24 protein-coding genes and 1 pseudogene are annotated in these 22,360 nt (G+C 42.6%); 18 read left to right on the top strand and 7 right to left on the bottom strand.

Annotated features, from left to right (window positions below; translation table 11 throughout):
- Positions 1-2: 2 nt before the first annotated feature.
- Positions 3-854, bottom strand: a complete 852-nt coding sequence (locus ACOOEY_RS18280) for a M28 family metallopeptidase (protein WP_420386169.1) — start codon at positions 852-854, stop codon at positions 3-5.
- Between the two features lie 440 nt (positions 855-1,294).
- Between ACOOEY_RS18280 and ACOOEY_RS18285 the strand changes: the two genes are divergently transcribed.
- The 10 genes from ACOOEY_RS18285 (at position 1,295) to aroF (ending at position 9,974) form a co-directional block, all read left to right on the top strand.
- Positions 1,295-2,701, top strand: coding sequence for an anthranilate synthase component I family protein (locus ACOOEY_RS18285; RefSeq protein ID WP_420386170.1), 1,407 nt, complete (start codon positions 1,295-1,297; stop codon positions 2,699-2,701).
- Between the two features lie 77 nt (positions 2,702-2,778).
- Positions 2,779-3,351 (top strand): anthranilate synthase component II, encoded by a 573-nt coding sequence (locus tag ACOOEY_RS18290; protein ID WP_420386171.1) that lies wholly within the window; start codon positions 2,779-2,781, stop codon positions 3,349-3,351.
- Positions 3,352-3,390: 39 nt separating this feature from the next.
- Positions 3,391-3,762 (top strand): four helix bundle protein, encoded by a 372-nt coding sequence (locus ACOOEY_RS18295; protein ID WP_420386172.1) that lies wholly within the window; start codon positions 3,391-3,393, stop codon positions 3,760-3,762.
- Positions 3,763-3,797: 35 nt separating this feature from the next.
- Positions 3,798-4,787 carry an anthranilate phosphoribosyltransferase gene (trpD, locus tag ACOOEY_RS18300; protein ID WP_420386173.1) on the top strand — a complete coding sequence of 330 codons (990 nt, stop codon included), beginning with the start codon at positions 3,798-3,800 and terminating at the stop codon, positions 4,785-4,787.
- A gap of 65 nt (positions 4,788-4,852) precedes the next feature.
- Positions 4,853-5,656, top strand: a complete 804-nt coding sequence (trpC, locus tag ACOOEY_RS18305; protein WP_420386174.1) for an indole-3-glycerol phosphate synthase TrpC — start codon at positions 4,853-4,855, stop codon at positions 5,654-5,656.
- Between the two features lie 25 nt (positions 5,657-5,681).
- The gene (locus tag ACOOEY_RS18310; protein ID WP_420386175.1) at positions 5,682-6,059 is read left to right on the top strand and encodes a four helix bundle protein; all 378 of its coding nucleotides are present in this window, start codon (positions 5,682-5,684) and stop codon (positions 6,057-6,059) included.
- Between the two features lie 22 nt (positions 6,060-6,081).
- On the top strand, positions 6,082-6,696 hold the full coding sequence (locus tag ACOOEY_RS18315; RefSeq protein WP_420386176.1) for a phosphoribosylanthranilate isomerase: 615 nt from the start codon (positions 6,082-6,084) through the stop codon (positions 6,694-6,696).
- A 90-nt stretch (positions 6,697-6,786) separates the two neighbouring features.
- Positions 6,787-7,968: a tryptophan synthase subunit beta gene (trpB, locus tag ACOOEY_RS18320; RefSeq protein ID WP_420386177.1), complete on the top strand. Its 1,182-nt coding sequence runs from the start codon at positions 6,787-6,789 to the stop codon at positions 7,966-7,968.
- A gap of 160 nt (positions 7,969-8,128) precedes the next feature.
- On the top strand, positions 8,129-8,902 hold the full coding sequence (trpA, locus tag ACOOEY_RS18325) for a tryptophan synthase subunit alpha (RefSeq protein ID WP_420386178.1): 774 nt from the start codon (positions 8,129-8,131) through the stop codon (positions 8,900-8,902).
- A gap of 58 nt (positions 8,903-8,960) precedes the next feature.
- Entirely contained in the window at positions 8,961-9,974 is a 1,014-nt protein-coding gene (gene aroF / locus ACOOEY_RS18330; RefSeq protein WP_420386179.1) for a 3-deoxy-7-phosphoheptulonate synthase, read from the top strand.
- 86 nt (positions 9,975-10,060) lie between these two features.
- Here the strand turns inward: aroF and ACOOEY_RS18335 are convergent, their stop codons facing one another.
- The 3 genes from ACOOEY_RS18335 to ACOOEY_RS18345 all read right to left on the bottom strand — a co-directional run bounded on the left by ACOOEY_RS18335 (position 10,061) and on the right by ACOOEY_RS18345 (position 11,401).
- The gene (locus ACOOEY_RS18335; protein ID WP_420386180.1) at positions 10,061-10,360 is read right to left on the bottom strand and encodes a helix-turn-helix domain-containing protein; all 300 of its coding nucleotides are present in this window, start codon (positions 10,358-10,360) and stop codon (positions 10,061-10,063) included.
- A 5-nt stretch (positions 10,361-10,365) separates the two neighbouring features.
- On the bottom strand, positions 10,366-10,701 hold the full coding sequence (locus ACOOEY_RS18340) for a type II toxin-antitoxin system RelE/ParE family toxin (RefSeq protein ID WP_420386181.1): 336 nt from the start codon (positions 10,699-10,701) through the stop codon (positions 10,366-10,368).
- A gap of 160 nt (positions 10,702-10,861) precedes the next feature.
- The gene (locus ACOOEY_RS18345; RefSeq protein WP_420386182.1) at positions 10,862-11,401 is read right to left on the bottom strand and encodes an acyl-CoA thioesterase; all 540 of its coding nucleotides are present in this window, start codon (positions 11,399-11,401) and stop codon (positions 10,862-10,864) included.
- A gap of 280 nt (positions 11,402-11,681) precedes the next feature.
- Here ACOOEY_RS18345 and ACOOEY_RS18350 point away from each other — a divergent pair, with 280 nt between their 5' ends.
- Positions 11,682-12,833, top strand: a complete 1,152-nt coding sequence (locus tag ACOOEY_RS18350) for a pyridoxal phosphate-dependent aminotransferase (RefSeq protein ID WP_420386183.1) — start codon at positions 11,682-11,684, stop codon at positions 12,831-12,833.
- Between the two features lie 113 nt (positions 12,834-12,946).
- A complete protein-coding gene (locus ACOOEY_RS18355) occupies positions 12,947-13,804 on the top strand; it encodes a prephenate dehydrogenase (protein WP_420386184.1) in 858 nt (285 codons plus the stop codon).
- Between the two features lie 46 nt (positions 13,805-13,850).
- On the opposite strand, the gene ACOOEY_RS18360 is transcribed toward ACOOEY_RS18355, so the two are convergent.
- Positions 13,851-15,215: a TonB family protein gene (locus tag ACOOEY_RS18360; RefSeq protein WP_420386185.1), complete on the bottom strand. Its 1,365-nt coding sequence runs from the start codon at positions 15,213-15,215 to the stop codon at positions 13,851-13,853.
- The gene (locus tag ACOOEY_RS18365; RefSeq protein ID WP_420386186.1) at positions 15,190-15,738 is read right to left on the bottom strand and encodes an RNA polymerase sigma factor; all 549 of its coding nucleotides are present in this window, start codon (positions 15,736-15,738) and stop codon (positions 15,190-15,192) included. Before ACOOEY_RS18365 ends, ACOOEY_RS18360 begins: the two co-directional genes overlap by 26 nt.
- A gap of 136 nt (positions 15,739-15,874) precedes the next feature.
- Between ACOOEY_RS18365 and ACOOEY_RS18370 the strand changes: the two genes are divergently transcribed.
- Entirely contained in the window at positions 15,875-17,752 is a 1,878-nt protein-coding gene (locus ACOOEY_RS18370) for a YfbK domain-containing protein (protein WP_420386187.1), read from the top strand.
- A 55-nt stretch (positions 17,753-17,807) separates the two neighbouring features.
- Here the strand turns inward: ACOOEY_RS18370 and ACOOEY_RS18375 are convergent, their stop codons facing one another.
- A complete protein-coding gene (locus ACOOEY_RS18375) occupies positions 17,808-18,383 on the bottom strand; it encodes a hypothetical protein (RefSeq protein ID WP_420386188.1) in 576 nt (191 codons plus the stop codon).
- 269 nt (positions 18,384-18,652) lie between these two features.
- Here ACOOEY_RS18375 and ACOOEY_RS18380 point away from each other — a divergent pair.
- The 5 genes and pseudogenes from ACOOEY_RS18380 to hisIE form a co-directional block, all read left to right on the top strand.
- Positions 18,653-19,420 (top strand): annotated as a pseudogene (locus ACOOEY_RS18380) (phenylalanine 4-monooxygenase); the annotation flags it as partial.
- 30 nt (positions 19,421-19,450) lie between these two features.
- Positions 19,451-20,032 (top strand): imidazole glycerol phosphate synthase subunit HisH, encoded by a 582-nt coding sequence (gene hisH / locus ACOOEY_RS18385; RefSeq protein WP_420386189.1) that lies wholly within the window; start codon positions 19,451-19,453, stop codon positions 20,030-20,032.
- 54 nt (positions 20,033-20,086) lie between these two features.
- Positions 20,087-20,803, top strand: a complete 717-nt coding sequence (gene hisA / locus ACOOEY_RS18390) for a 1-(5-phosphoribosyl)-5-[(5-phosphoribosylamino)methylideneamino]imidazole-4-carboxamide isomerase (RefSeq protein WP_420386190.1) — start codon at positions 20,087-20,089, stop codon at positions 20,801-20,803.
- Positions 20,804-20,864: 61 nt separating this feature from the next.
- Positions 20,865-21,626: an imidazole glycerol phosphate synthase subunit HisF gene (hisF, locus tag ACOOEY_RS18395; RefSeq protein ID WP_420386191.1), complete on the top strand. Its 762-nt coding sequence runs from the start codon at positions 20,865-20,867 to the stop codon at positions 21,624-21,626.
- Positions 21,623-22,237, top strand: coding sequence for a bifunctional phosphoribosyl-AMP cyclohydrolase/phosphoribosyl-ATP diphosphatase HisIE (hisIE, locus tag ACOOEY_RS18400; RefSeq protein ID WP_420386192.1), 615 nt, complete (start codon positions 21,623-21,625; stop codon positions 22,235-22,237). The genes hisF and hisIE overlap by 4 nt, the downstream gene beginning before the upstream one ends.
- The last annotated feature ends 123 nt before the right edge of the window (positions 22,238-22,360 follow it).

Genomic DNA, 22,360 nt, shown 5'->3' on the forward strand with positions numbered 1-22,360 from the left:
TTCTACTTCATCAAATCTTCAAAGACCTTCGCTACATAAGTCGTAATAGTGGTGAGGTATTCGAAGTTGACGGTTTCGTAGGTATCGGTAGGCCGGTGATAATGTGGTGTTGTATCACCATTTTTGTATTCTTCGGTAATTCCGGTGGCTGCAAATCCCTGGTTTCTGAAAGAGCGATGGTCAGTAGAAGTCACATCAGATATCTGTATCGGAAATTCGTAGCCGAAGTCTTTGGCAATCTTTAAATAGTGACTTTTGATATTCTCTGTTGGTACCTCCAGCTCTATTCCCATATCGCCATCTTTATCCCAGGCCAATTGATCGACCGTATGTACGGAAACTACTTTCATGTTTTTATCCACCAATTGCTGTGCATAGGCCTTACTACCAATTAATCCCCTCTCTTCCTCATCGAAGAACACAACCTTCATATTATATTTTCTATCGGGTAAGGAAGCTATATGTTGGGCTACGGAATAGGCCAGTGCCACACCGGAGGCATTGTCATTGGCACCGGGACAGTCTCTGACACTATCATAATGGGCGCCCAGAATAATCCATTGATCCGTTGAAACAGTAGCCGGAATAGTTCCTATTACATTGTTGCCTGTAGCACTGTAGTTTTCAATAATGGCTTCACAGAAAGTGGCAAGTTTAGTTTTCAGGTATTCTGCTGCAATTTCTCTCGATTCCTGGGCAAAACGATCTTTAAGTTTTGTCTGCCCCTGAATGGCTTCATGACCGGTTAATTTTGAGAGTATTTCCTTTTGAGTGCTGAGTTGATTGCTTTGAAAAGCAAATACTGACGAGAGCGTAAGGAACAGTAATCCAATAGTTAGTGAGTTTCTGAGCATTCTGGTTGTTGTTTTAGCCTTTAAATGATCAAATATATGGCTTCGATGCCAGGCAAGTCTTACCTCTGACAGAAATTCTCAAAATTCTATTTGCTTTCAAAAAATCCTTTTCTAGTTTTGGCAGCATAATGAAAAGAACAAACAGAAATAACGCATGGTGGTGGCACGTAACTGATCTTCGGTAACGTGAACTAGTGCTATTTCTAAGGATATATAAAAGCCCGCAGTTCATGCGGGCTTTTTTCGTTTTAAGGCGCTGGGAAAATGCCGATTAGACCTTCTGAGAAGGGATTTACAGTAGCAGCCGAACGGGCTGCATGTTTTGAAAGGAGAATGATTAAACAATAAAGAACCGATGTCTAAGAAGCTTATCGGTTATAGATATGTGCCTTTTGAGGGACTATAGAGAGGACATGGACTCTGAATAAAGCATTAAGAAAATGAACAAAATTAAACTCAATACTACCTACAAAAAGTTGCTGGCCGATACAGTGACACCGGTAAGTATTTACCTGAAACTAAGAGACAAATATCAGAATGCCATTCTGCTGGAAAGCTCTGATTATCATGGAGACGACAATAGCTTCTCTTACATCTGCTGTGAGCCTATTGCCAGACTGATGGTGAAGGATTGCAGGTACGAACTGACTTTGCCGGGTTATGATGAGGAGGGTGAAGTAGAAGGTGCTCAGGTGGCAGCTAAACTGTCGGAGTTTGCCGCAGCCTTCGAATCAGATGCCGATTCTTTTAAGTTTATCAACAATGGGCTTTTCGGTTACATTGGTTACGATGCGGTCAGGTACTTTGAGGACATTCCTGTTGCAGATGGCAAAGCAGATCAATACGAAATCCCTGATCTGCTTTACCATGTTTATCGCTATGTCATTGCCATAGATCACTTCAAGAATGAGCTCTATCTTTTCGAGCATTCACCGGAAGGAACAGAGCCGAAAGGGATTCAGTCTATTGAGACTTTGGTGAATAACAAAAACTTCCCTTCGTATGAGTTTGCACCACTGACGGAGGAGGTATCTAATTATACTGATGAAGAATTCCTTTCGATTATCGATGAGGGAATGAAGCACTGTTTCAGGGGAGATGTTTTCCAGATTGTACTTTCCAGAAGATTTCAGAGTGGTTTCAAGGGCGATGAGTTTAATGTTTACAGAGCACTCAGGTCGGTTAACCCTTCTCCTTATCTGTTTTACTTTGATTTTGGGAGCTTCAAGATCTTCGGATCTTCACCAGAAGCCCAGTTGGTAATTAAAGATCGCAAGGCCACGATTCACCCCATTGCAGGGACTTTTAAAAGAACAGGAAACGATGAAGCAGACGCTGAATTAGCCAGAAAGCTTCATGCCGATCCTAAAGAAAACTCAGAACATGTCATGCTGGTAGACCTTGCCCGTAATGACCTCAGCAGAGCAGGTTCTAATGTGCAGGTAGATACCTACAAAGAGATTCAGTATTACTCGCATGTCATTCACCTGGTTTCTAAAGTGACCGGTACGCTTTCCGATGACATGGAGTCTACTCAAATGGTAGCCAGTACTTTCCCGGCAGGAACGCTTAGCGGAGCGCCAAAAGTAAGAGCCATGCAACTGATCAATGAGAATGAGACCACGAGAAGAGGTTATTATGGAGGGGCCATCGGCTTTATGGGCTTCAATGGAGATTTCAATCATGCGATTATGATCAGGTCATTCCTGAGTAAGAACAATACACTTTTTTTTCAGGCCGGGGCCGGAGTAGTAGCTAAGTCCAACAGAGAGTCTGAATTGCAGGAAGTGAATAACAAATTGGCTGCCTTGAGGAAGGCCATTGAATTAGCGAAAGAGATCAGGTAGAAAATGGTTGAACGGAAAGTAGAAGACAAAAGGTAATAAACCGATTTCTGATTTCTAATCACTGAAGAGAACGAACAATGAAAATATTAATACTAGATAACTACGATTCATTCACCTATAACCTGGTCCATTACCTGAAAGAGTTGGGTTATGGAGGAGAAATGGATGTTTTTCGTAACGACCAGATTGCTCTCGAAGCAGTAGACCAATACGACAAGGTACTATTATCTCCGGGCCCGGGAATTCCAGAAGAAGCGGGAATACTCTTGCCTCTGATCGAACAATACGGTGCAACCAAAAGTATTCTGGGCGTTTGCCTCGGGCATCAGGCCATTGCCGAAGTATATGGCGCGAAGCTGTACAATATGCCTCAGGTATTACATGGAGTATCCAGTCAGGTGAACGTGTTGGATCAAAAGGACAGGTTGTTCAGGGATATTCCGGAGAACTACACTATCTGTCATTACCATAGCTGGAATGTCGATAAACAAAACCTTGGCGATCAGCTGAATATCACGGCAGAAGATGAATTTGGAGAAATTATGGCCATCAGTCATAAGCAATATGATGTAAAAGGAGTGCAGTTCCATCCCGAGTCAATTATGACGGAGCATGGACACAAATTATTAGAGAATTGGGTGTGTAGTTAGCAGAAAACGGAAATCAGAAAACAGTTAATCAGTAAGCACATGAGTAAGAATTTTAAGGATTTGGAAATATGGAAAAAGGGAAGAGAGTTGAGGAATGATATTTCAAAACTGACCAAAAAGTTTCCAACAGATGAACGATTCAAACTGGTAGATCAAATGATTAGAGCATCAAGGTCCGTCACTGCAAATATTGCAGAAGGGTACGGCAGATATCATTATCAAGAGAATATTCAATTCTGCAGACATTCCAGAGGCTCTTTGACAGAGCTTCAGGATCATCTGACAGTGGCTCTGGATGAAGGTTATATTGATTCCGGGATAGTGAAAGTATATGATGACAAAATTGAAGAATGCATCAGAATACTGAACGGCTACATAAGGTTTCTGACCAACTCTAAACAAACCAACTGATTTCTGTTTTCCGATTTCCTTTTAACCGAATTAAGATGAAAGAAATACTAAATCAACTCATAGAATATAAGTCTCTGGACAAGCAGACAGCCAAGGAAATACTCATCAATCTGGCTCAGGGAAAATATAACCAGAGTCAGGTAGCTGCTTTCCTGACGGTTTATCTCATGCGAAGCATTACGGTTGAAGAACTTGAAGGCTTCAGAGATGCCATGCTGGAACTTTGCGTACCGGTTGAGATACCGGAATATGATGCCATTGACCTGTGTGGTACAGGGGGAGATGGAAAGAATACCTTCAATATTTCCACCCTATCCTCATTTATTGTAGCCGGAGCAGGTCAAAATGTAGCCAAGCATGGTAATAATGGAGTTTCATCAGTTTCTGGTTCTTCCAACCTGATGGCCCATTTTGGTTATGAGTTCACCAATGACATCGGCCAATTGAAAAGGAGTCTTGATGAATGTGGCCTTTGCTTTTTGCATGCACCCTTGTTTCACCCGGCCATGAAGAATGTAGCGCCCATCAGAAGAGACCTGGGAGTTAAAACCTTCTTCAATATGCTCGGTCCAATGGTTAATCCGTCCTTTCCTAAGAAGCAATTGGTAGGAGTTTTTAGCCTTGAACTGGCAAGGTTATATGGTTACTTATATCAGAAGACCGACAAACACTTTGTCATTTTGCATGCACTGGATGGTTATGATGAAATATCACTCACCGGAGCTTTCAAGAAGATCACTAATGACAAGGAAGAAATCGTAAATCCAGAAGATATTGGATTGGAAACCATTAAAGCAGAAGCGATTTTTGGAGGAAATACAGTGGAAGAATCCGCTAATATATTTGAATCCATTCTTAAGGGAGAGGGTACCAAAGCACAGAACGAAGTAGTCATTGCCAATGCTGCTATGGCTATACAATGTGGTAAGGGAGTTTCGACAGATGATGCCCTGGGAATGGCCAGAGAATCCCTTGAAAGCGGAAAAGCATTAAGAACATTCAGAAAAATCTTAGAAATCAGTTAAACAGAAATTAGAAAACGGGAATCTGGAAAACTGTTTTCTGTTTTCCGGTCAACCGATAACCGAATATGGATATACTAGAACAAATCATTGCCCATAAGCATAAGGAAGTAGAAGAGAGAAGGTCACTCTACACAGAGAAACTGTTGGAACAAAGCATCTATTTCGATGGGAAACCTATTTCACTGAAGAAGTACCTGCTCAGAGAAGACAAATCAGGAATTATCGCTGAGTTCAAGCGTCAATCACCATCAAAAGGCGTCATCAATGCCCATGCACCGGTAGAGCGAACTACCATTGGGTATATGCAGGCCGGAGCTTCAGCATTATCAGTATTGACTGATTCGGAATTCTTTGGCGGAAGTAGTGAAGACCTCAGTACAGCCAGAAAATTCAACTTCTGCCCGGTGCTGAGAAAGGACTTTATAGTAGATGAATATCAAATCGTTGAGGCTAAATCCATTGGAGCCGATGCTATTCTGTTGATTGCAGCTGCTTTAGAGCCAAAAAGACTCAAGGAACTCGCAGCCTTTGCTAAAAGCTTTGATCTGGAAGTACTCATGGAGGTGCATAATCAGGAGGAGTTAGATAATTATCTAAACGAGCATTTGGATGTAGTAGGAGTGAACAACCGTAACCTGAAGACCTTTGAAGTATCGGTAGAAACCAGTAAGGCTTTGGCTCCATTAATTCCAAACGATTTTGTGAAGATCTCAGAAAGCGGTATCAGTGACCCGGAAGCCATCATCGATTTAAGAAGTCATGGTTTTCAGGGCTTTTTAATTGGAGAAACCTTTATGAAAACGGGCAGGCCTGAGCGCACCGCTGCTGAGTTTATAGAAGCGGTTAATAGAATGTTGGTTAAGAGTTAATGGTTAATCCGAATTAGTACACGCCATGAATTTGAAGAGTTTCACCGAGTTGGAATGCTGGAAAAGAGCCAGGCTTTTGAGAAAGGAGATTTCTGAAATATCAAAAGGATTTCCTAATGAGGAGAAGTATGGTCTTATTAGCCAGATTAGAAGGTCTTCAAGGTCAGTGACTGCCAATATTGCTGAGGGCTATGGTAGGTTCCATTTTCAGGAGAATATTCAGTTTTGCAGACAAGCCAGAGGCTCACTATATGAAACTCATGATCATCTAATTACCGCCTGTGATGAAGGCTACATGACTAACGAAGTGCTAAATGAGTTTGAAGTAAAAATTGATGAGGTGCTGAAAGTTTTAAACGGATATATCAACTATCTCAAGAAGGCTAAGAACCCTAATAACTAATAACTGATAACCAATAACCAAAATGAAGATCAAAGTCTGCGGCATGAGGCAAAGTGAAAATATCCAACAACTATTGAGGTTGGAGCCAGACTATATGGGCTTTATTTTCTTCGAGGGGTCTAAACGGTTTGCTCCTGAGCTGGATAATGACTTGCTGTTGGGTTTTCCAGAGTCAGTAAAGAAAGTAGGCGTTTTCGTTAACGCACCTATCAGGGAAGTTAAAGAGAAGGTTCGTGCCTATGGACTTGATCATGTGCAGCTACACGGTGATGAATCAGTGGAATATGTAGGCGAGTTATTCGCCATTGGTATCAGTGTGATGAAGGTGTTCTCAATAGCTGAGGAATTCGATTTCGACCAACTGAAGCCTTATAAAGGCCTGGTAGACTTCTTCCTTTTCGATACAAAAGGCAAAGAAAGAGGAGGAAACGGAGAGGTCTTCAACTGGGAAGTGCTGAATGATTACCACTGTGATGTACCATATTTCTTAAGTGGGGGTATTGATCTGGAAAATGTGGAGGCCATTAGTAGTTTAAAGGTTCAACCTTATGCCATAGATGTGAACTCAAAGTTTGAGTTGCAGCCGGGTTTGAAGGATTTAGAGGCATTGAAAAAGCTTAAAGCGATTATGAAATAGAACGTCACTGCGAGGAACGAAGCAGTCTCCACAATAGTTGGGAGATTGCCACGGTCGTACCTCCCTCGCAATGACGATAGACGATAGCGTATGAAAATAAAAGTAGACGAACGAGGGTATTACGGCAATTTCGGAGGGGCATACATCCCTGAAATGCTATACCCCAATGTGGAAGAGTTAAGAGATAACTATGAGTCCATCACTTCAGATCCGGACTTCAAAAAACAGTTCGATCAGTTGTTGAAGGACTATGTTGGAAGACCTACACCGCTTTATCTGGCAGAAAGGCTTTCAGCCCATTATGGAGCTAAAATCTACCTCAAGCGCGAAGACCTTTGCCACACAGGAGCGCACAAAGTCAACAATACCATTGGACAGATTCTGTTGGCACAGCGCCTGGGTAAGAAGAAGATCATTGCAGAGACGGGAGCAGGTCAGCATGGAGTAGCCACCGCTACCGTCTGCGCGTTGATGGGCATAGAGTGTATTGTCTATATGGGAGAGATCGATATGGCGCGTCAGAGACCCAATGTGGAGCGTATGCGTATTCTTGGCGCGGAAGTTCGTCCAGCCACCAGTGGAAGCAAAACCCTAAAGGATGCCACCAATGAAGCCATGCGGCACTGGATCAACAATCCAACCGATACGCACTATATCATTGGTTCGGTAGTAGGGCCACATCCATATCCTGAAATGGTAGCCAGATTTCAGTCCGTTATCAGTGCAGAAATCAGAACTCAGCTGGAAGAGAAGGAGGGAACGGCACTACCCAACTATGTAGTCGCCTGCGTTGGCGGTGGAAGCAATGCGGCCGGAGCTTTCTATAATTATTATGATGATGCTTCGGTGAATCTGGTGGCCGTGGAAGCTGCCGGACTGGGGAATGCTACAGGCAAAAGTGCTGCGACAACCACTTTGGGTAAACCGGGAATTTTGCATGGTAGCAAAACACTATTGATGCAAACCGCTGATGGTCAGGTGGTAGAGCCTTATTCCATTTCAGCAGGTTTGGACTACCCGGGGATCGGGCCGGTTCATGCTCACCTGTTCGAAACAGGAAGGGCAACCTTCTACAGTGTAACCGATGAAGAAGCCATGAAAGCAGGTGTACAACTGAGCAGGCTGGAGGGTATTATTCCCGCTATTGAGTCAGCGCATGCTTTTGCTGCCTTAAATCAGATGTCTTTGAAACCGGAAGACATAGTGGTGATTAATCTCTCAGGTCGTGGAGATAAAGACCTGGAGACTTATATAAAATGGGGGAAGTATTAGTAGTTAGTATTGAGTACAGAGTATTGAGACTGCTGAGTGAATTTATTTGGTTTTGTGAACACCATTAGCTCCTTCTCCTTAGGGAGAAGGCGGGGGATGAGGCCAGACAAAAAAATATTCACAAAACAAATAAATGAACGGAGTCAGAGAACAAAAAACAATGAATAGAATAACAGACCTTTTTCAAACCAAGCCTAACCGCATACTGAATGTGTACTTCACGGCTGGTTATCCTAAGCTGGATGATACCGTAAGCATACTCAGGGCTTTGGAAGCCTCTGGTGCCGACCTGATCGAAATTGGAATTCCTTTTTCAGACCCTGTGGCCGATGGACCAACCATTCAGGCCAGCAATGATGTGGCCCTTTCCAATGGCATGACCCTCAAGCTATTGATGGAACAACTGAAAGACATCAGGAGTCAGGTGAGCATTCCTATAGTACTGATGGGATATATCAACCCCATTGTACAATATGGTATTGAGCAGTTCTGTGCAGACTGTGCGGACAGGGGAATAGATGGACTCATATTGCCTGATTTGCCCATGTATGAGTACCTGGAAGTTTATAAGCCTGTTTTCGAAAAGAATGGATTGCTTAATATCTTCCTCATCACGCCTCAGACATCAGAAGCGCGTATCAGAGAAATCGACAATAATTCCAGCGGATTTATCTACATGGTTTCTTCGGCCAGCACCACCGGGGCCAAGACCGGTATTTCTGAGGAGCAGGAGGCTTATTTTCAGCGTGTGAATCAGATGGGATTGAAGAATCCTCGATTGATAGGCTTTGGTATTTCCAACAAAAAAACCTTCGACAAAGCCTGCGAAAATGCCAACGGAGCCATTATTGGCAGTGCGTTTATTAAGGTGCTTGCGCAGGAAGGAGATTTGAGTTTGAACATTGATCAATATGTAAAATCAGTAATCGGTTGAACAGAAAACGGAAACCGGTAGATCGTAAATCAAAAATCGTACATCGTAATTCAAGAAAATGATTATACAATTCGAACAAGACATAAAAGACAGCCAGAAAGACGCGATCATTAACCGCATTAAAGGGCTGAAATATAAACCAACAGAGGTGAAAACCCAGAAGGGAGATTACCTGATTGGTATTGGAAAACGAAATTTTGATATCCGTTCCATTGGACACATGGAAGGCATTAAGGACATCCATATCGTTTCAGATGACTATAAGCTGGTCTCCAAAAAATGGAAGGTGAATGCCACTACGATTGACCTGGGTGACGGTATTAAAATCGAAGAAGGTGGTTTCCAGATCATGGCCGGACCATGTTCTATTGAAGGTGAAGATCAGATTAGAAAGACCATCGCTCACCTGAAAGACAATGGCATCTCAATTATGCGTGGAGGGGTTTTCAAACCGAGAAGCTCACCCTATGCTTTCCGAGGAATGGGCATTGAAGGCCTGGAGCTTTGGTATCAACTGGCTAAAGAGGCAGGGATTAAAATCGTGACTGAGGTGATGCAGGTTTCTCAAATTGAGGAAATGGATCCTTATGTAGATATCTATCAGGTAGGAGCAAGAAATACCCAGAACTTCAACCTGCTCGATGAGTTGGGTAAGAATACCGATAAGCCGGTCATGATCAAGCGTGGTATTTCGGGGACAATTGATGAACTCCTTTACTCAGCAGAATATGTTTTCTCCGCTGGTAATGAGAGACTGCTACTTTGCGAAAGAGGTATCAGGACCTATGAGAAGGCTACCCGAAATACAATGGACCTGAATGCGATTGCCGTACTTAAGGAGAAGACGCATTTGCCGGTCATTGCAGATCCATCGCATGGTATTGGTATCCGTGACTTCGTTGAACCTATCGCCTTAGCCAGCATCATGGCAGGAGCTGATGGCGTCATCTACGAAACCCATGAAAAACCGGAAGAGGCTTATTCAGATGGGCAGCAAACACTGAACTTCCCGGAATCGGCCAAGCTGATTGATAGGATGAAGAAGACTTTTGAGCTGAGGGAGAGTTTTTAGTATTGCGTATTAGGTAGTGAGTATTGAGACTAGAAAGTATTAGAATCCCGCGTCCTGAAGTTTATGGAGCGGGATTATTTACTCTTTTATAAGAAAGTCAAACCTATTCTACGGTTCAGTCCTTGTTCAAAGATTCTTATAAGTGTTGCCAATTGAATGTTACCCTTTCCATTCTCAATCTTAGAGATGTAACTCTTTTTCGTACCAGCTCTATTCGCTAGTTCTTCTTGGGTTAAGTTGGCCTCTTTACGAGCCGCTTTGAGCATCTCGCTAACGATGAACATCTGAGCACCTTCTTCATATCGATTTCGGGTTTCGGTACCAATTTGCCCATGCTCCAACTCAATGAGTTGATCGAAGTCCTTAATTTCTTTGTAGTTTTTCATTTTAATTAGCCCTTAGATTCGAAGTATCGCTTCATTATTTTTACTGCGTTGTCAATTTCTTTCTGAGGTGTTTTTTGGCTTTTCTTTTGAAATCCATTAAACAAAACGACCAACTTACCTTCATCAAAACAACAAAACACTCTGTATATATTGGACTGGTATTCAATTCGAACTTCATACAAGCCATCAGTTCCGGCAAGGTGCTTTAAGAACTTTTCTGGAACTCGATCTACTTGCCGAATCAGTTCAAGTACATACTGAATCTTTCCTTTGACCTTATCATTCTGCTTTTGATAAAAGGCAATGAAATGGTTCTCAAAGAAGACAATCTTTCTAACCATACGTAAAGTTATCTCTTAAGATAACATTTTTGTAAAAGTGAATTGATTTTTTGAGAAAGAATTACTCTGAAACCAGAAGTAAAGCATAATGAAAAGTTCAATTCAGGCAGGTTTATTTCAAGAGCATATTAGTGTGTCTAGTGTAATGAGCTTTTTTCTCTTACAACTCCATTTGAGCATTATGCTCCTTAATCAACTCTAAATACTCATCCACTACAAATTCCTCAGGAGTGAAGCTCTGCACTCTTTTCTTAGATTGTTCTTGTCGGGTGATGCTTCGGGCAAAACGTCTGATGCTATCCATATCATCCAGTATCAGTCCCGGGACTTCCACATTTTGGCCATCGTCTCCTTTGGCTACCATGGTGAAGTAGGAGGAGTTACAATGTTTAGTCACTCCGGTCTGGATATTCTCTGATTCTACTCTTACGCCAACTACCATAGAAGTGCGTCCGGTGTAGTTGATGGAGGCTTTTAGCGTAACCAGTTCACCTACCTCAATCGGGTTCAGGAAATCTACCCGGTTGACAGAGGCAGTTACGCAGTATTGTCCAGAGTGTTTGGAAGCACAGGCAAAGACCACCTGGTCCATGAGGTTGAGAATAAAGCCACCATGAATTTTGCCACTGAAATTGGAGTGAGAGGGAAGCATTAACTGCGAGAGGGTGATTTGAGATTCGGTAATGGATTTGAAAGACATGGAATTGTTCAAAGTTTGAAAGTCAAATATAACCAGATGAACCGTCATTGTGAGAAATGAAACCTGTGATAACAAGGTTTCATGATGAAGCAATCTGCCTATTCATTGCAACTGCTTTTCAAACAGACAGATTGCTTCGTCACAATCTTTTGCTCCCGATGCTTCGGGAAGCAAAGCTTGCTCCTCGCAATGACGGTACCGATGCGTATCTGTCAAATTCAATTTGAACGAGTATAAAATTCCCTTTCAACTCATCCATTTCCTTTCAATATTTACCATTATGATCATTCAACCTTCATCAAGGCTCAATACAGTTCAGGAATATTACTTCTCACAGAAGCTGGCGGAGATTCGCGAAATGATAGCCGAAGGAAAGCCGGTATTAAACCTGGGCATAGGGAATCCCGATGGTATGCCAGCGCCTGAGGTGATAAGTGCTTTGCAGGAATCAGCTGTTCAGGAAGAGATGCATGGCTATCAGTCTTATGCTGGTATACCGGAGCTCAAGAAGGCTATAGTCGACTGGAACCACTGGGCCTATGGTATTGACCTGAATCCTGAGAAGGAGGTATTACCCCTGATCGGTTCTAAAGAGGGGATTACGCATATCTCACTGGCTTTTCTCGATGAGGGAGATGAGGTACTGGTGCCTGAATTGGCATATCCGGCCTATGCTGCCGTGGCCAATATGGTCAAGGCTAAAGTCATCTCTTATCCGCTGGTTGAGGAGAATGACTACCAACCTGACTGGCAATTTCTGGAGCAACTGGATTTTAGCAGGGTTAAACTCCTATGGCTTAACTATCCACATATGCCTACAGGAGCAGCAGCAAAGCAAGACACCTTCGAAAGGCTGGTCGCATTGGCCAGAAGTAAGCAGTTTTTGTTATGCCATGACAATCCATACAGCATGATTCTACCTCAATCTGAACCTTTGAGTTTGTTGAGTATAGGTGGTGCAAAGGATGTGGTCATAGAGCTTAACTCCTTAAGCAAGTCATTTAACATGGCTGGATGGAGAATAGGTTGGGTAGCAGGAAGGGAAGACTATATCAAAACCATTCTCAAGGTAAAGTCGAATGTAGATTCAGGACAGTTTAAACCTATGATGCTGGCAGCGACAGAAGCATTAAAATTACGAGAGAGTTGGTTTAGTCAGCTTAATGAAAAATATCAGGAGAGAAGAAAGCAGGTGTGGACTCTATTGGATAAGATAGGTTGTACGTATGACAGGGAACAGCAAGGCTTGTTCGTTTGGGCGAAAATTCCCGAGGACTACTCTAAAAGCACTGACCTGGTAGATCAGTTACTGTATGATAAAAACATATTTATTACCCCTGGCTCTATTTTCGGGAAGAAGGGAGAACAGTTTGTTCGTGTTTCATTATGTAACAGACAGTCAGTCTTAGAAGAGGCAATTTCAAGGGTTTGAATTGACACTTTGAACACTACGTCACTCTGAATTTATTTCAGGGTCCACCAAGGATTCTGAAACAAGTTCAGAATGACGAAACCCGGAAAGGTTAAAGGATAAATAATAAACAGATGAATGTTACATTGATAGGAGTTGGTTTGATTTCAGGCTCCTTTGTTCTGGGATTGAAGAAAACCTATGAGGGGTCCCTGCATGTATGTGGGGTAGATAGAAATGAGCAAGCCTTGCAAAAAGCAAAGGCTCTTGGGATTATCCACGATTCCAAATCCATGAAAGAGGCCATTGCAGAAGCGGATGTGATTGCTATTGGGATTCCGGTAGATGCATTAGAGCAATTGTTGCCCGAGGTGCTTGATGCCTGTCAGGAAGATGCTTTAGTCATTGATTTTGGATCTACCAAAAAGGCCATTTGCGATGTCGTGGCAAATCACCCTAAGAGGGCCAATTTCGTAGCCGCTCACCCCATAGCAGGGACAGAATACTCTGGCCCTGAAGCGGCATTTGCTTCACTTTTCGAACAGAAAGTGATGATCGTTTGTGAAGAGGAGAAGTCGGGACAAAAGCAGATGGAGCTGTTTCAGGAGCTTTGTCAGATGCTTGAAATGCGTCTCACTTTGATGAATCCCGCTGAGCATGATCTACATCTGGCTTTTGTTTCTCATTTGAGTCATGTGACTTCCTTTGCATTGAGTCAGGCGGTCATGGAAAAGGAGAGATCAGAGCAAAGAATTTTTGATATGGCTGGATCTGGTTTTGCTTCAACCGTACGCTTGGCTAAAAGCTCACCGGAAATGTGGTCACCTATATTTCTTCAAAATAGAGAGCATTTGTTGGAAGGACTCTCCACTTATATCGATCAACTGGAGCAGTTCAAGAAGCTGCTGGAAGAAAAGGATGCTGATGGTATGAAAGCTTATATGAAGGAGGCGAATCGAATAAGGGGAATTGTTGATAGAATTAGTCCCTGATCATTCAGATTTTCAAATTAACGCATCCTCAAATCTTCAAATTGAACTAAGGCTTAAACCTGATTCGTATCCTTACTCGTGAACTCACAGGGTTTTTATTGGCTCCTTGTTTTTTGGGTTCCCACTGAGGTCCTTCACGTACCAGGCGTATGGCTTCTTCATCGCAACCAAAGCCCAAGCCTCTGATGATTTCGAAATCACTGAGGTAACCATCCGCATCTACAGTGAATTCTACGGTTACACGACCACGAATATTCTCAGCTTTGGCTTCCTCAGGGTATCGGATATTGTCCTTCAAATAGGAGTTGAATTCGGGAAACCCATCAACGGGTCTTGCGGCTTCATAAAAGAATTCCATTTTTCGATCTTCTTCAGAGGCAGCCAACCCTGTGACTACTACTTCTCCAAGCGAAGTAGCATCAGGCTCTAATTCTACATTGACAGTGTCCTGTTCACCAACTTTAATGGTCTGGGTGATATAACCTAAGTAACGGAAAACCAGTGTAGCATTTTTAGGAACATTCGTGAGAGTGTATTGCCCCTCCAGAGTTGTAGCAGTACCATTGGTTGTGCCCTCTAACAATACGGTTACCTGAGGTAAGGGGAGACCATCGTCTGTTCCTGTTACTTTACCGCGTACAATACTAGTCTCTGTTGAGGCTTTGGCATCTAAGCCAGTCGATTGCCTGGCCTCGGGTGCAGGCTGAGCTTGTAACCCCTGTACTCGTAATCCTTCGACTTGACCTTTTAGAATTTGAGCAGCCTCTTGCTCATTAAGAATGGATACCGACTCTGCTATTAGCTCTTCCATTGGGATAATAAGCCTTGGTGTATCGCTCTCAATGTCTACCAGGGCCTGAAGTGTCAGTTGTTTGTCTTCAATTTTTATACTGGCAATGGTCAGTTGTTCAAAGGCCTTCAATTCAGGCATAGGTGCCGATTCTTCAAAGGTATCTTCAAATATGAGTTCAGTATCATCATCAATACTGTCTGCATTGAGTGTGGATTGGTTGGCTGCCGGTAAACTATCTGTCTCTTCTGTTTTTGGAGTCTTTTTGTTTTCAGTAAGTAATTTATTGGGTACAGGCTTGTCTTCTTTCAGGAAGAAAAGGGAAGTGGCAATCAATAGAAATACTATCGCAGCGGCTATTCCTCTCCAAATGGTCCAGAACCCGCTTTTGCTATTTTCTGGCTCCAATAAGGAGTCTAGTCTTGTGTCTAACTCGCTGAGATCAGAATCCAATAGATCATCGGTCAATGCATCAAGACCCTCAAAGCCATCCTCATACAGTGGGTTTTCAAGCATGAGTTTTTCAACTTCATGCATTTCCTCATGAGTCAGCTCACCATTTCTATAAGCCTTGATCAGCTCTGGAGTCAGATGTTCAATATGTCTGTTCTTCTTGCTCACGCAGTTTTTCAATACAAATTTTCAAATTCCTTCGGCCGTTCTGAAGGTAACTCTTCACCTTCTTCAACTCAAACCCTGTGACTTCGCAGACTTCCTGATAGCTCTTCTTCTTTAAGTAGAATAGTCTGATACAGTTGTTCTGCTCTTCATTCAGTTTTTCGATACAGGTTTCCATTTTACCGAGGTCGTTTTCCAAATCTTCCTCGTCAGTATGATGCACAGGGAGTTGATATTCCATAAACTCAGTCCCGTTAATCGACACCCCATTCTTCTCCGGATTATTCTTTCGTAGCAGCATGAGGCATTCATTTCTGGTTAACACATATAACCAGCTTTTGAAGTTTTGAACCTCTTTCTCTTTCAGTTCCTTCATGAGCTTCTCAAATACCTGCATGGCCATGTCTTTAGCTGCTTCCCGTTCTTTCAGGTATTTCATGCAGGTACCATAAACCATAGGCATATATCGCTTAAAGAGAATTCCAAGAACAGATTGATCTCCATTCGATTGATAAGATTCAATCAATTGAATGTCAGTTAATTGGGTGCTATTTGAAATGCTCTTGGTCAAAAAAGATCAGAATTTTTCTTCTCCTGTTTATGGAATCTTTCAGTGCTACGCATCCTGCTACTAAAGATTGTAAAACTAAAATCGATATGCCATGAAACAGGTCTTAATAATCATGATGACATTATTCATAGGATTCCATAAACCTATTGATAATAATTTTTCAAGAACCATCAGAGGAAAGGTAATCGGAGCTGATGATGGACTGCCCTTACCCCAGGTCACCGTACTGATAAAAGGAACCAATATAGGTACAGCCACTGATCTGGAAGGAAATTACAGTTTGCAGGTGCCGGATAAAGGGGCTACCCTTGTTTTTAGATATTTGGGATACAAGACCAGAGAGTTTAAAGTTGGTAATTCTAATGTGCTCAATGTGAGGTTAATGCCAGATGTGAATTCTTTGGGCGAAGTAGTGGTGACCGGAGCAGCAGCCAAAAGAAGACAACAAAGGCTGGAGAGAAAACAGGAAGCATTTGAAGAGGCTTTAAGTTTACAAGGCAATGCCAATGGTATGAGTATGCCTTCTCCAACTTACATGGAAGATGATGTATCCAATGAGTCATACAGCGAGATAAGTGAGAATGGTTTTAACTCTCCATTCAAGAATCCATACAGTACTTTTTCCATTGATGTAGATGCCGCTTCATACAGCAATATCAGGCGTTTTATCAATCAGGGTATGTTGCCACCCAAGGATGCAGTGAAGATTGAGGAGATGATCAACTACTTCGATTACGAATATGATACTCCTCAAGGTAAACACCCTTTCAACGTGCAACATGAGGTAGGTAAGGCTCCCTGGAATGAGGACCATTATCTGGTGCATATTGGTATTCAGGGCGAGAAGATAGAGATGGATGAACTGCCAGCTTCCAACATCGTCTTTCTGCTTGATGTCTCAGGTTCCATGTCGTCAGAAAACAAGTTGCCTTTGCTCAAAAAGTCACTGAAACTGTTGGTGAATGAATTAAGAGCTGAAGACAGGGTTTCTATTGTGGTGTATGCAGGAGCAGCGGGAGAGGTGTTACCATCTACTCCTGGAAATGAGAAGAAAAAGATTCTGAAAGCGCTGGAGAATCTTCAGGCAGGAGGTTCAACTGCGGGAGGAGCAGGAATCAAACTGGCCTATAGCATAGCAGAAGAGCATTTTATTGAAGGAGGTAATAACCGCATTATCCTGGCCACAGATGGTGATTTTAATGTTGGTGCATCGAGTGATGAGGCCATGGAAGACCTGATTGAAAAGAAGAGAAAGAGCGGTGTTTATCTTACCGTATTAGGTTTTGGTATGGGGAACTACAAGGATTCTAAGATGGAAATCCTGGCCGACAAAGGAAATGGTAATCATGCTTACATAGATAATATACTGGAAGCAAAGAAGGTATTGGTTAATGAGTTTGGTGGAACCCTTTTCACCATTGCCAAAGATGTAAAGCTTCAGGTAGAGTTCAACCCGGGAACTGTACAGGCATATCGATTAATAGGCTATGAAAACAGGTTGTTGGCGGATGAAGATTTCAATAATGATAAGAAGGATGCCGGAGAACTGGGGGCTGGTCACACCGTAACGGCTTTGTATGAAGTGATTCCGGTAGGGGTTAATAGCAGTTTTAAACCTGTGGATGACTTAAAGTATCAGCCCAATGGCCAGCCTAAGGTCGTGAGCAATACAACCGATCTAATGACTGTAAAGCTTCGCTACAAGCAACCAGATGAAGATAAGTCGATCTATCTGGATACAGTAATTAAAAACAAACTGAACAATTATCTGAGTAATAATTTCAACTGGTCTGCTGCAGTAGCCTCATTCGGAATGCTGATGAGAGAGTCTGACTACATCAATGAATTCCAATACCATGATGCCATTCAGCTGGCAAAACGTAGCAAGGGTACCGATGGCAATGGTTATCGAGCAGAGATGATTAAATTGATGGAGATGGCAGAACTACTCAAGAAGTCTGAAGAGTAGTAAGGAATGACCAATTAGCTATCAGCATAAGTTGATAGCTGATTGGTCTTTTAGTTTACTCAATTATTTCTCGTTTCAGCTTAATGGTTACTTCGTGAGGGGCCGGCTGATCTCCTCCAAAGTAGGGCCAGAGCCAATAGTTGTCACCGGTTTCGCAGTTTGGGGTACGGTCCATAGTCACTGAGGTAAGTCCGGTTCCTGAATACTGATAGGTATCGCCCACAATGCGGATCTGCAAATCAATTTCCTGGTTCATACTAACTGCACCCATCAATTCGAAACTGAGCTGACCTTCTCTGTAGGTGTAAGCCAGTATTTGAAGTTCATCATCAAACCATCTCCAGCCGAGACGGGCGCTTTCGCTTTGATGATCCTGATGACAGTCGGAGAAACCGATCAACTTATTAATGTCAGCCTGGTCGCTGGTTACATCGAGAGTGTATTCTGCACTTTCGTCAAAGAGTACAGTCACATTAATACCGGTTCCTGTGAAGGCTTCATTTCGAACAATTGAGCTATGACCTCCGGTGGGAATAGTGAATACTTCGAACCCTGTGTCAGGGTCAATGTCAATGTTTTGATTACAACTAACGACCAGAATGGTCAATAGGGTGAGTAACAGTCTTTTCATGGTTGAGTCAGTTAGTGTTACAATAAACGAACTTTTGGGCAATGGAGATCGACTTTGTCTGTCAAGTGTCAAATCTCCTGTACTCTTAGATGCAAAAAGTCATTTTTTACTTGCGGGTAAAGGATCAGGAATTACCTTTGTGCCAATGTTACACAGCAACGCATATTACTACCACTATTACCATGCTACGCAAGCGCGGAACGGTAGTCGTATGTTTTGATTGACTTAAAGATTAAAAATATAGATAGACCCGGTTCCGCAAGAACCGGGTCTTTTTTTTGGCTAAAACTTATAAAACAGATATGAAACAGATTTATGAAAATTACACAGCAGAAGATCAGGAGGTTTGGAAAATCCTCTTCGACAGACAGTTTCCTCAACTTCCTGAGGCTGCTACCAAAGAGTTTCTGACGGGTCTGGAAAAGATCAACTTCACCGCTGATGCCATTCCGAATTTTGAAGAGACTAACAAAATCCTCAAGGGACTCACCGGCTGGGAAATTTATGCTGTTCCTGGTATTGTGGAGGATGGTCTTTTCTTCGAATTAATGGCCAATAAGAAATTTCCGGCCACTACCTGGGTTAGGAAAATGAGTCAGCTCGACTATCTCGAAGAGCCGGATATGTTTCACGATGTATTTGCTCATATTCCGCTGCTGACCAATCAGGCTTTTGTAGATTTTCTTCAGGCTATCAGTCAATTTGGTCATGAGTGGATTGAAGATGAGTGGGCTATACACTTGCTGTCTCGTATTTACTGGTTTACTATCGAATTTGGGCTAATCAGAGAAGAATCCGGCTTGAGAATCTACGGGGCAGGTATCTTGTCTTCTTCAGGAGAAACTAAATTTTCCCTTTCTGATCAACCGAATCACTTTGAGTATAATGTCGATCAGATATTGGATACTCCATACAGGAAAGACCGAATGCAGGAAAACTATTTCATAATCGATTCATATGAGCAACTTTACGAGTCTATTCCAGAGATTAAGGAAAAGATTGAACAACGACTGAAAGAAAAAGCTGCATTGGCTTAACCCTTTTGGTTTAACCTAGTTCGTGAACATATGAGCGTAGTAATTATCAACTATAACGCAGGTAATGTCCAGTCGGTCACTTATGCTTTGCAACGCCTGGGCGTTGAGCCTGTTTTGTCTGCCGATCCGGATGAGATTCGCGTGGCAGATAAGGTGATTTTCCCTGGTGTGGGTGAAGCCAGTACCGCCATGAACTTCCTGAGAAATAAGGGGCTCGATGAAGTCATTAAGTCCCTTAAACAACCTGTATTTGGAGTTTGTCTGGGTTTGCAGCTCATGTGCAGCCACTCCGAGGAGAATGATACAGATTGCCTTGGGATTTTCGATGTGAAGGTCAGAAAGTTTGAACCGAAGCTCAAAGTACCCCAAATGGGTTGGAATAACCTGGAAAAGCTTAATTCACCATTGTTTGAGGGATTAACTGAAGAGGCCTATGTCTATTATGTGCATAGTTATTATGCCGAATTGAGTGAATGTACAGTGGCAGAAACAGAGTATATCAACCGGTTTTCGGCAGCATTACAAAAAGACAATTTCTATGCTTTGCAGGCACATCCGGAAAAAAGCGGAAAGGTAGGAGAACAAATTCTCTCTAATTTTCTAAGGCTATGATACTTCGGAATTCACAAGCGTAGCCAAAAATGATAAAACCTTAAAAACTTAGCATTGATTATCATACCAGCAATAGATATCATCTCAGGTAAGGCTGTACGTCTTACCAAGGGAGATTATAACCAGAAGAAGGAGTATTCTGACAGCCCTTTGGAAGTGGCTAAGAACTTTGAATCAGCCGGAATTACCCATTTGCATTTAGTAGATCTGGACGGAGCCAAGGCACAAAGCCCTCAAAATCTAGAAGTGCTGAATCTAATTACCAGCGAAACTGGCCTTCAGGTTGATTTTGGTGGAGGAGTAAAATCCAATGAATCCCTCGATGCGGTGCTCAAGGCAGGTGCCAGTCAGATTACTGCAGGTAGCATAGCGGCCAAAAATCCCGAGTTGGTAAGCTCCTGGTTAAAGGATTACGGAGCAGAAAAGATCATTTTGGGTGCTGATGTTATAGAGGAAAAAATTGCTATTCACGGTTGGCAGGAAGATTCCGGGCTGGACCTGTTTCCTTTCCTTGAAAGTTATTTAAACCAGGGTGTGAGGTACTGCATCTGCACCGATGTGAGTAAAGACGGTATGCTTCAAGGTCCATCAATGGAGCTTTATCAGAAGGTTCTGAAAGCATTTCCCAACCTAAAGCTCATTGCCAGTGGAGGAGTCGCTGAGTACAGTGATTTGCAGGAGCTCGAGGACATGGGAGTCTATGGAGCTATTGTAGGCAAAGCTTTCTATGAAGGAAGAATCACCCTTGAGCAATTGGCTAACTTCGGGTGATTAAAGACCTGTGAATAAGAATTGAACCTAAATCAAGACTCATACATCATAAATCAATCAGATGTTAACTAAAAGAATTATACCCTGCCTGGATATTAAAGACGGAAGAACTGTAAAAGGGGTCAATTTTGTAGGCTTACGCGATGCAGGTGATCCTGTTGAATTGGCCGCTAGATATGCCCGTGAAGGAGCCGATGAGCTGGTTTTTCTGGATATCACCGCTACGGTGGAGAAACGCAAGACACTTGTGGAACTGGTGAAAAGGGTGGCCGCAGAAATCAATATCCCCTTTACCGTAGGGGGAGGAATCAGTTCAGTAGAAGACGTTTCTGCCTTGCTGAATGCCGGTGCGGATAAAATATCTATCAATTCATCAGCGGTAAAAAGACCCGATCTGATCAATGAACTGGCATTAGAGTTTGGTAGTCAATGTGTGGTGGTGGCCATAGACACCCGCTTTGTTGAAGGAGAGCATATTGTACACGTAAGGGGAGGCAGAACCCCAACAGAGCTCAGAACTATACCCTGGGCCAAAGAAGTAGAGCAAAGAGGTGCCGGAGAAATACTGCTCACCTCTATGGACCATGATGGAACGAAAGCCGGCTTTGCAGATGAGTTGACTGCAGAGATTTCGGGAATGTTGTCCATACCGGTGATCGCTTCCGGTGGAGCCGGGCAAATGGAACACTTTACGAATACATTTACTAGGGGAAAAGCAGATGCGGCATTAGCTGCCAGCATCTTCCACTTTAAGGAAATTGCCGTTCCCGAATTGAAGCAATATTTAAGAGAAAAAGGAATACCAGTAAGGATAGAAATATGAGATTATTAGAAGATATAGGACAGGTGGATTTTGGTAAAGGTGACGGACTCGTGCCTGCCATTGTTCAGGATGTAAATACCGGAAAAGTACTAATGTTGGGCTACATGAATGATGAAGCATTAGACCTGACCATGTCCACCAAGAAGGTGACTTTTTACAGTAGGTCAAAGCAAAGGCTCTGGACAAAGGGGGAGACCTCGGCTAACTTTCTCAACCTGGTTTCTGTAGCACTTGATTGCGATCAGGATGCACTACTTGTTAAGGTCGATCCAGACGGCCCAACTTGTCACACCGGAACAGATACCTGCTGGGATGAAGACAACGAAAATGATATTCAGTTTCTCAATCACCTCACCCAGGTGATCAAAGAACGCAGGCAAAGATCTCCTGAAGAATCTTATGTGGCCAGGCTGTTTTCCAAAGGAATCAATAAGGTAGCTCAGAAGGTGGGAGAAGAGGCCGTGGAGGTAGTAATTGAAGCTAAGGATAATGACGAAAACCTCTTTTTGAATGAGTCTGCCGACCTGCTTTTTCACTATATGATGCTCCTGGAGGCTAAAGGATATACGCTTTCTGATGTTGTTTCTATTCTTGAATCAAGACATAAATGAGTGTTTAGTAAATATCAGGTTAATAGGGCTTTAAATACGATAATTTAGATTAGACTAAAAATTAAAATCAAATTTATCTAAAAATATATTCAATCAATTCGAATTGATGATTTAAATTTGTCT

Source organism: Roseivirga sp. (genome assembly GCF_965216855.1).
Lineage (GTDB): Bacteria > Bacteroidota > Bacteroidia > Cytophagales > Cyclobacteriaceae > Roseivirga.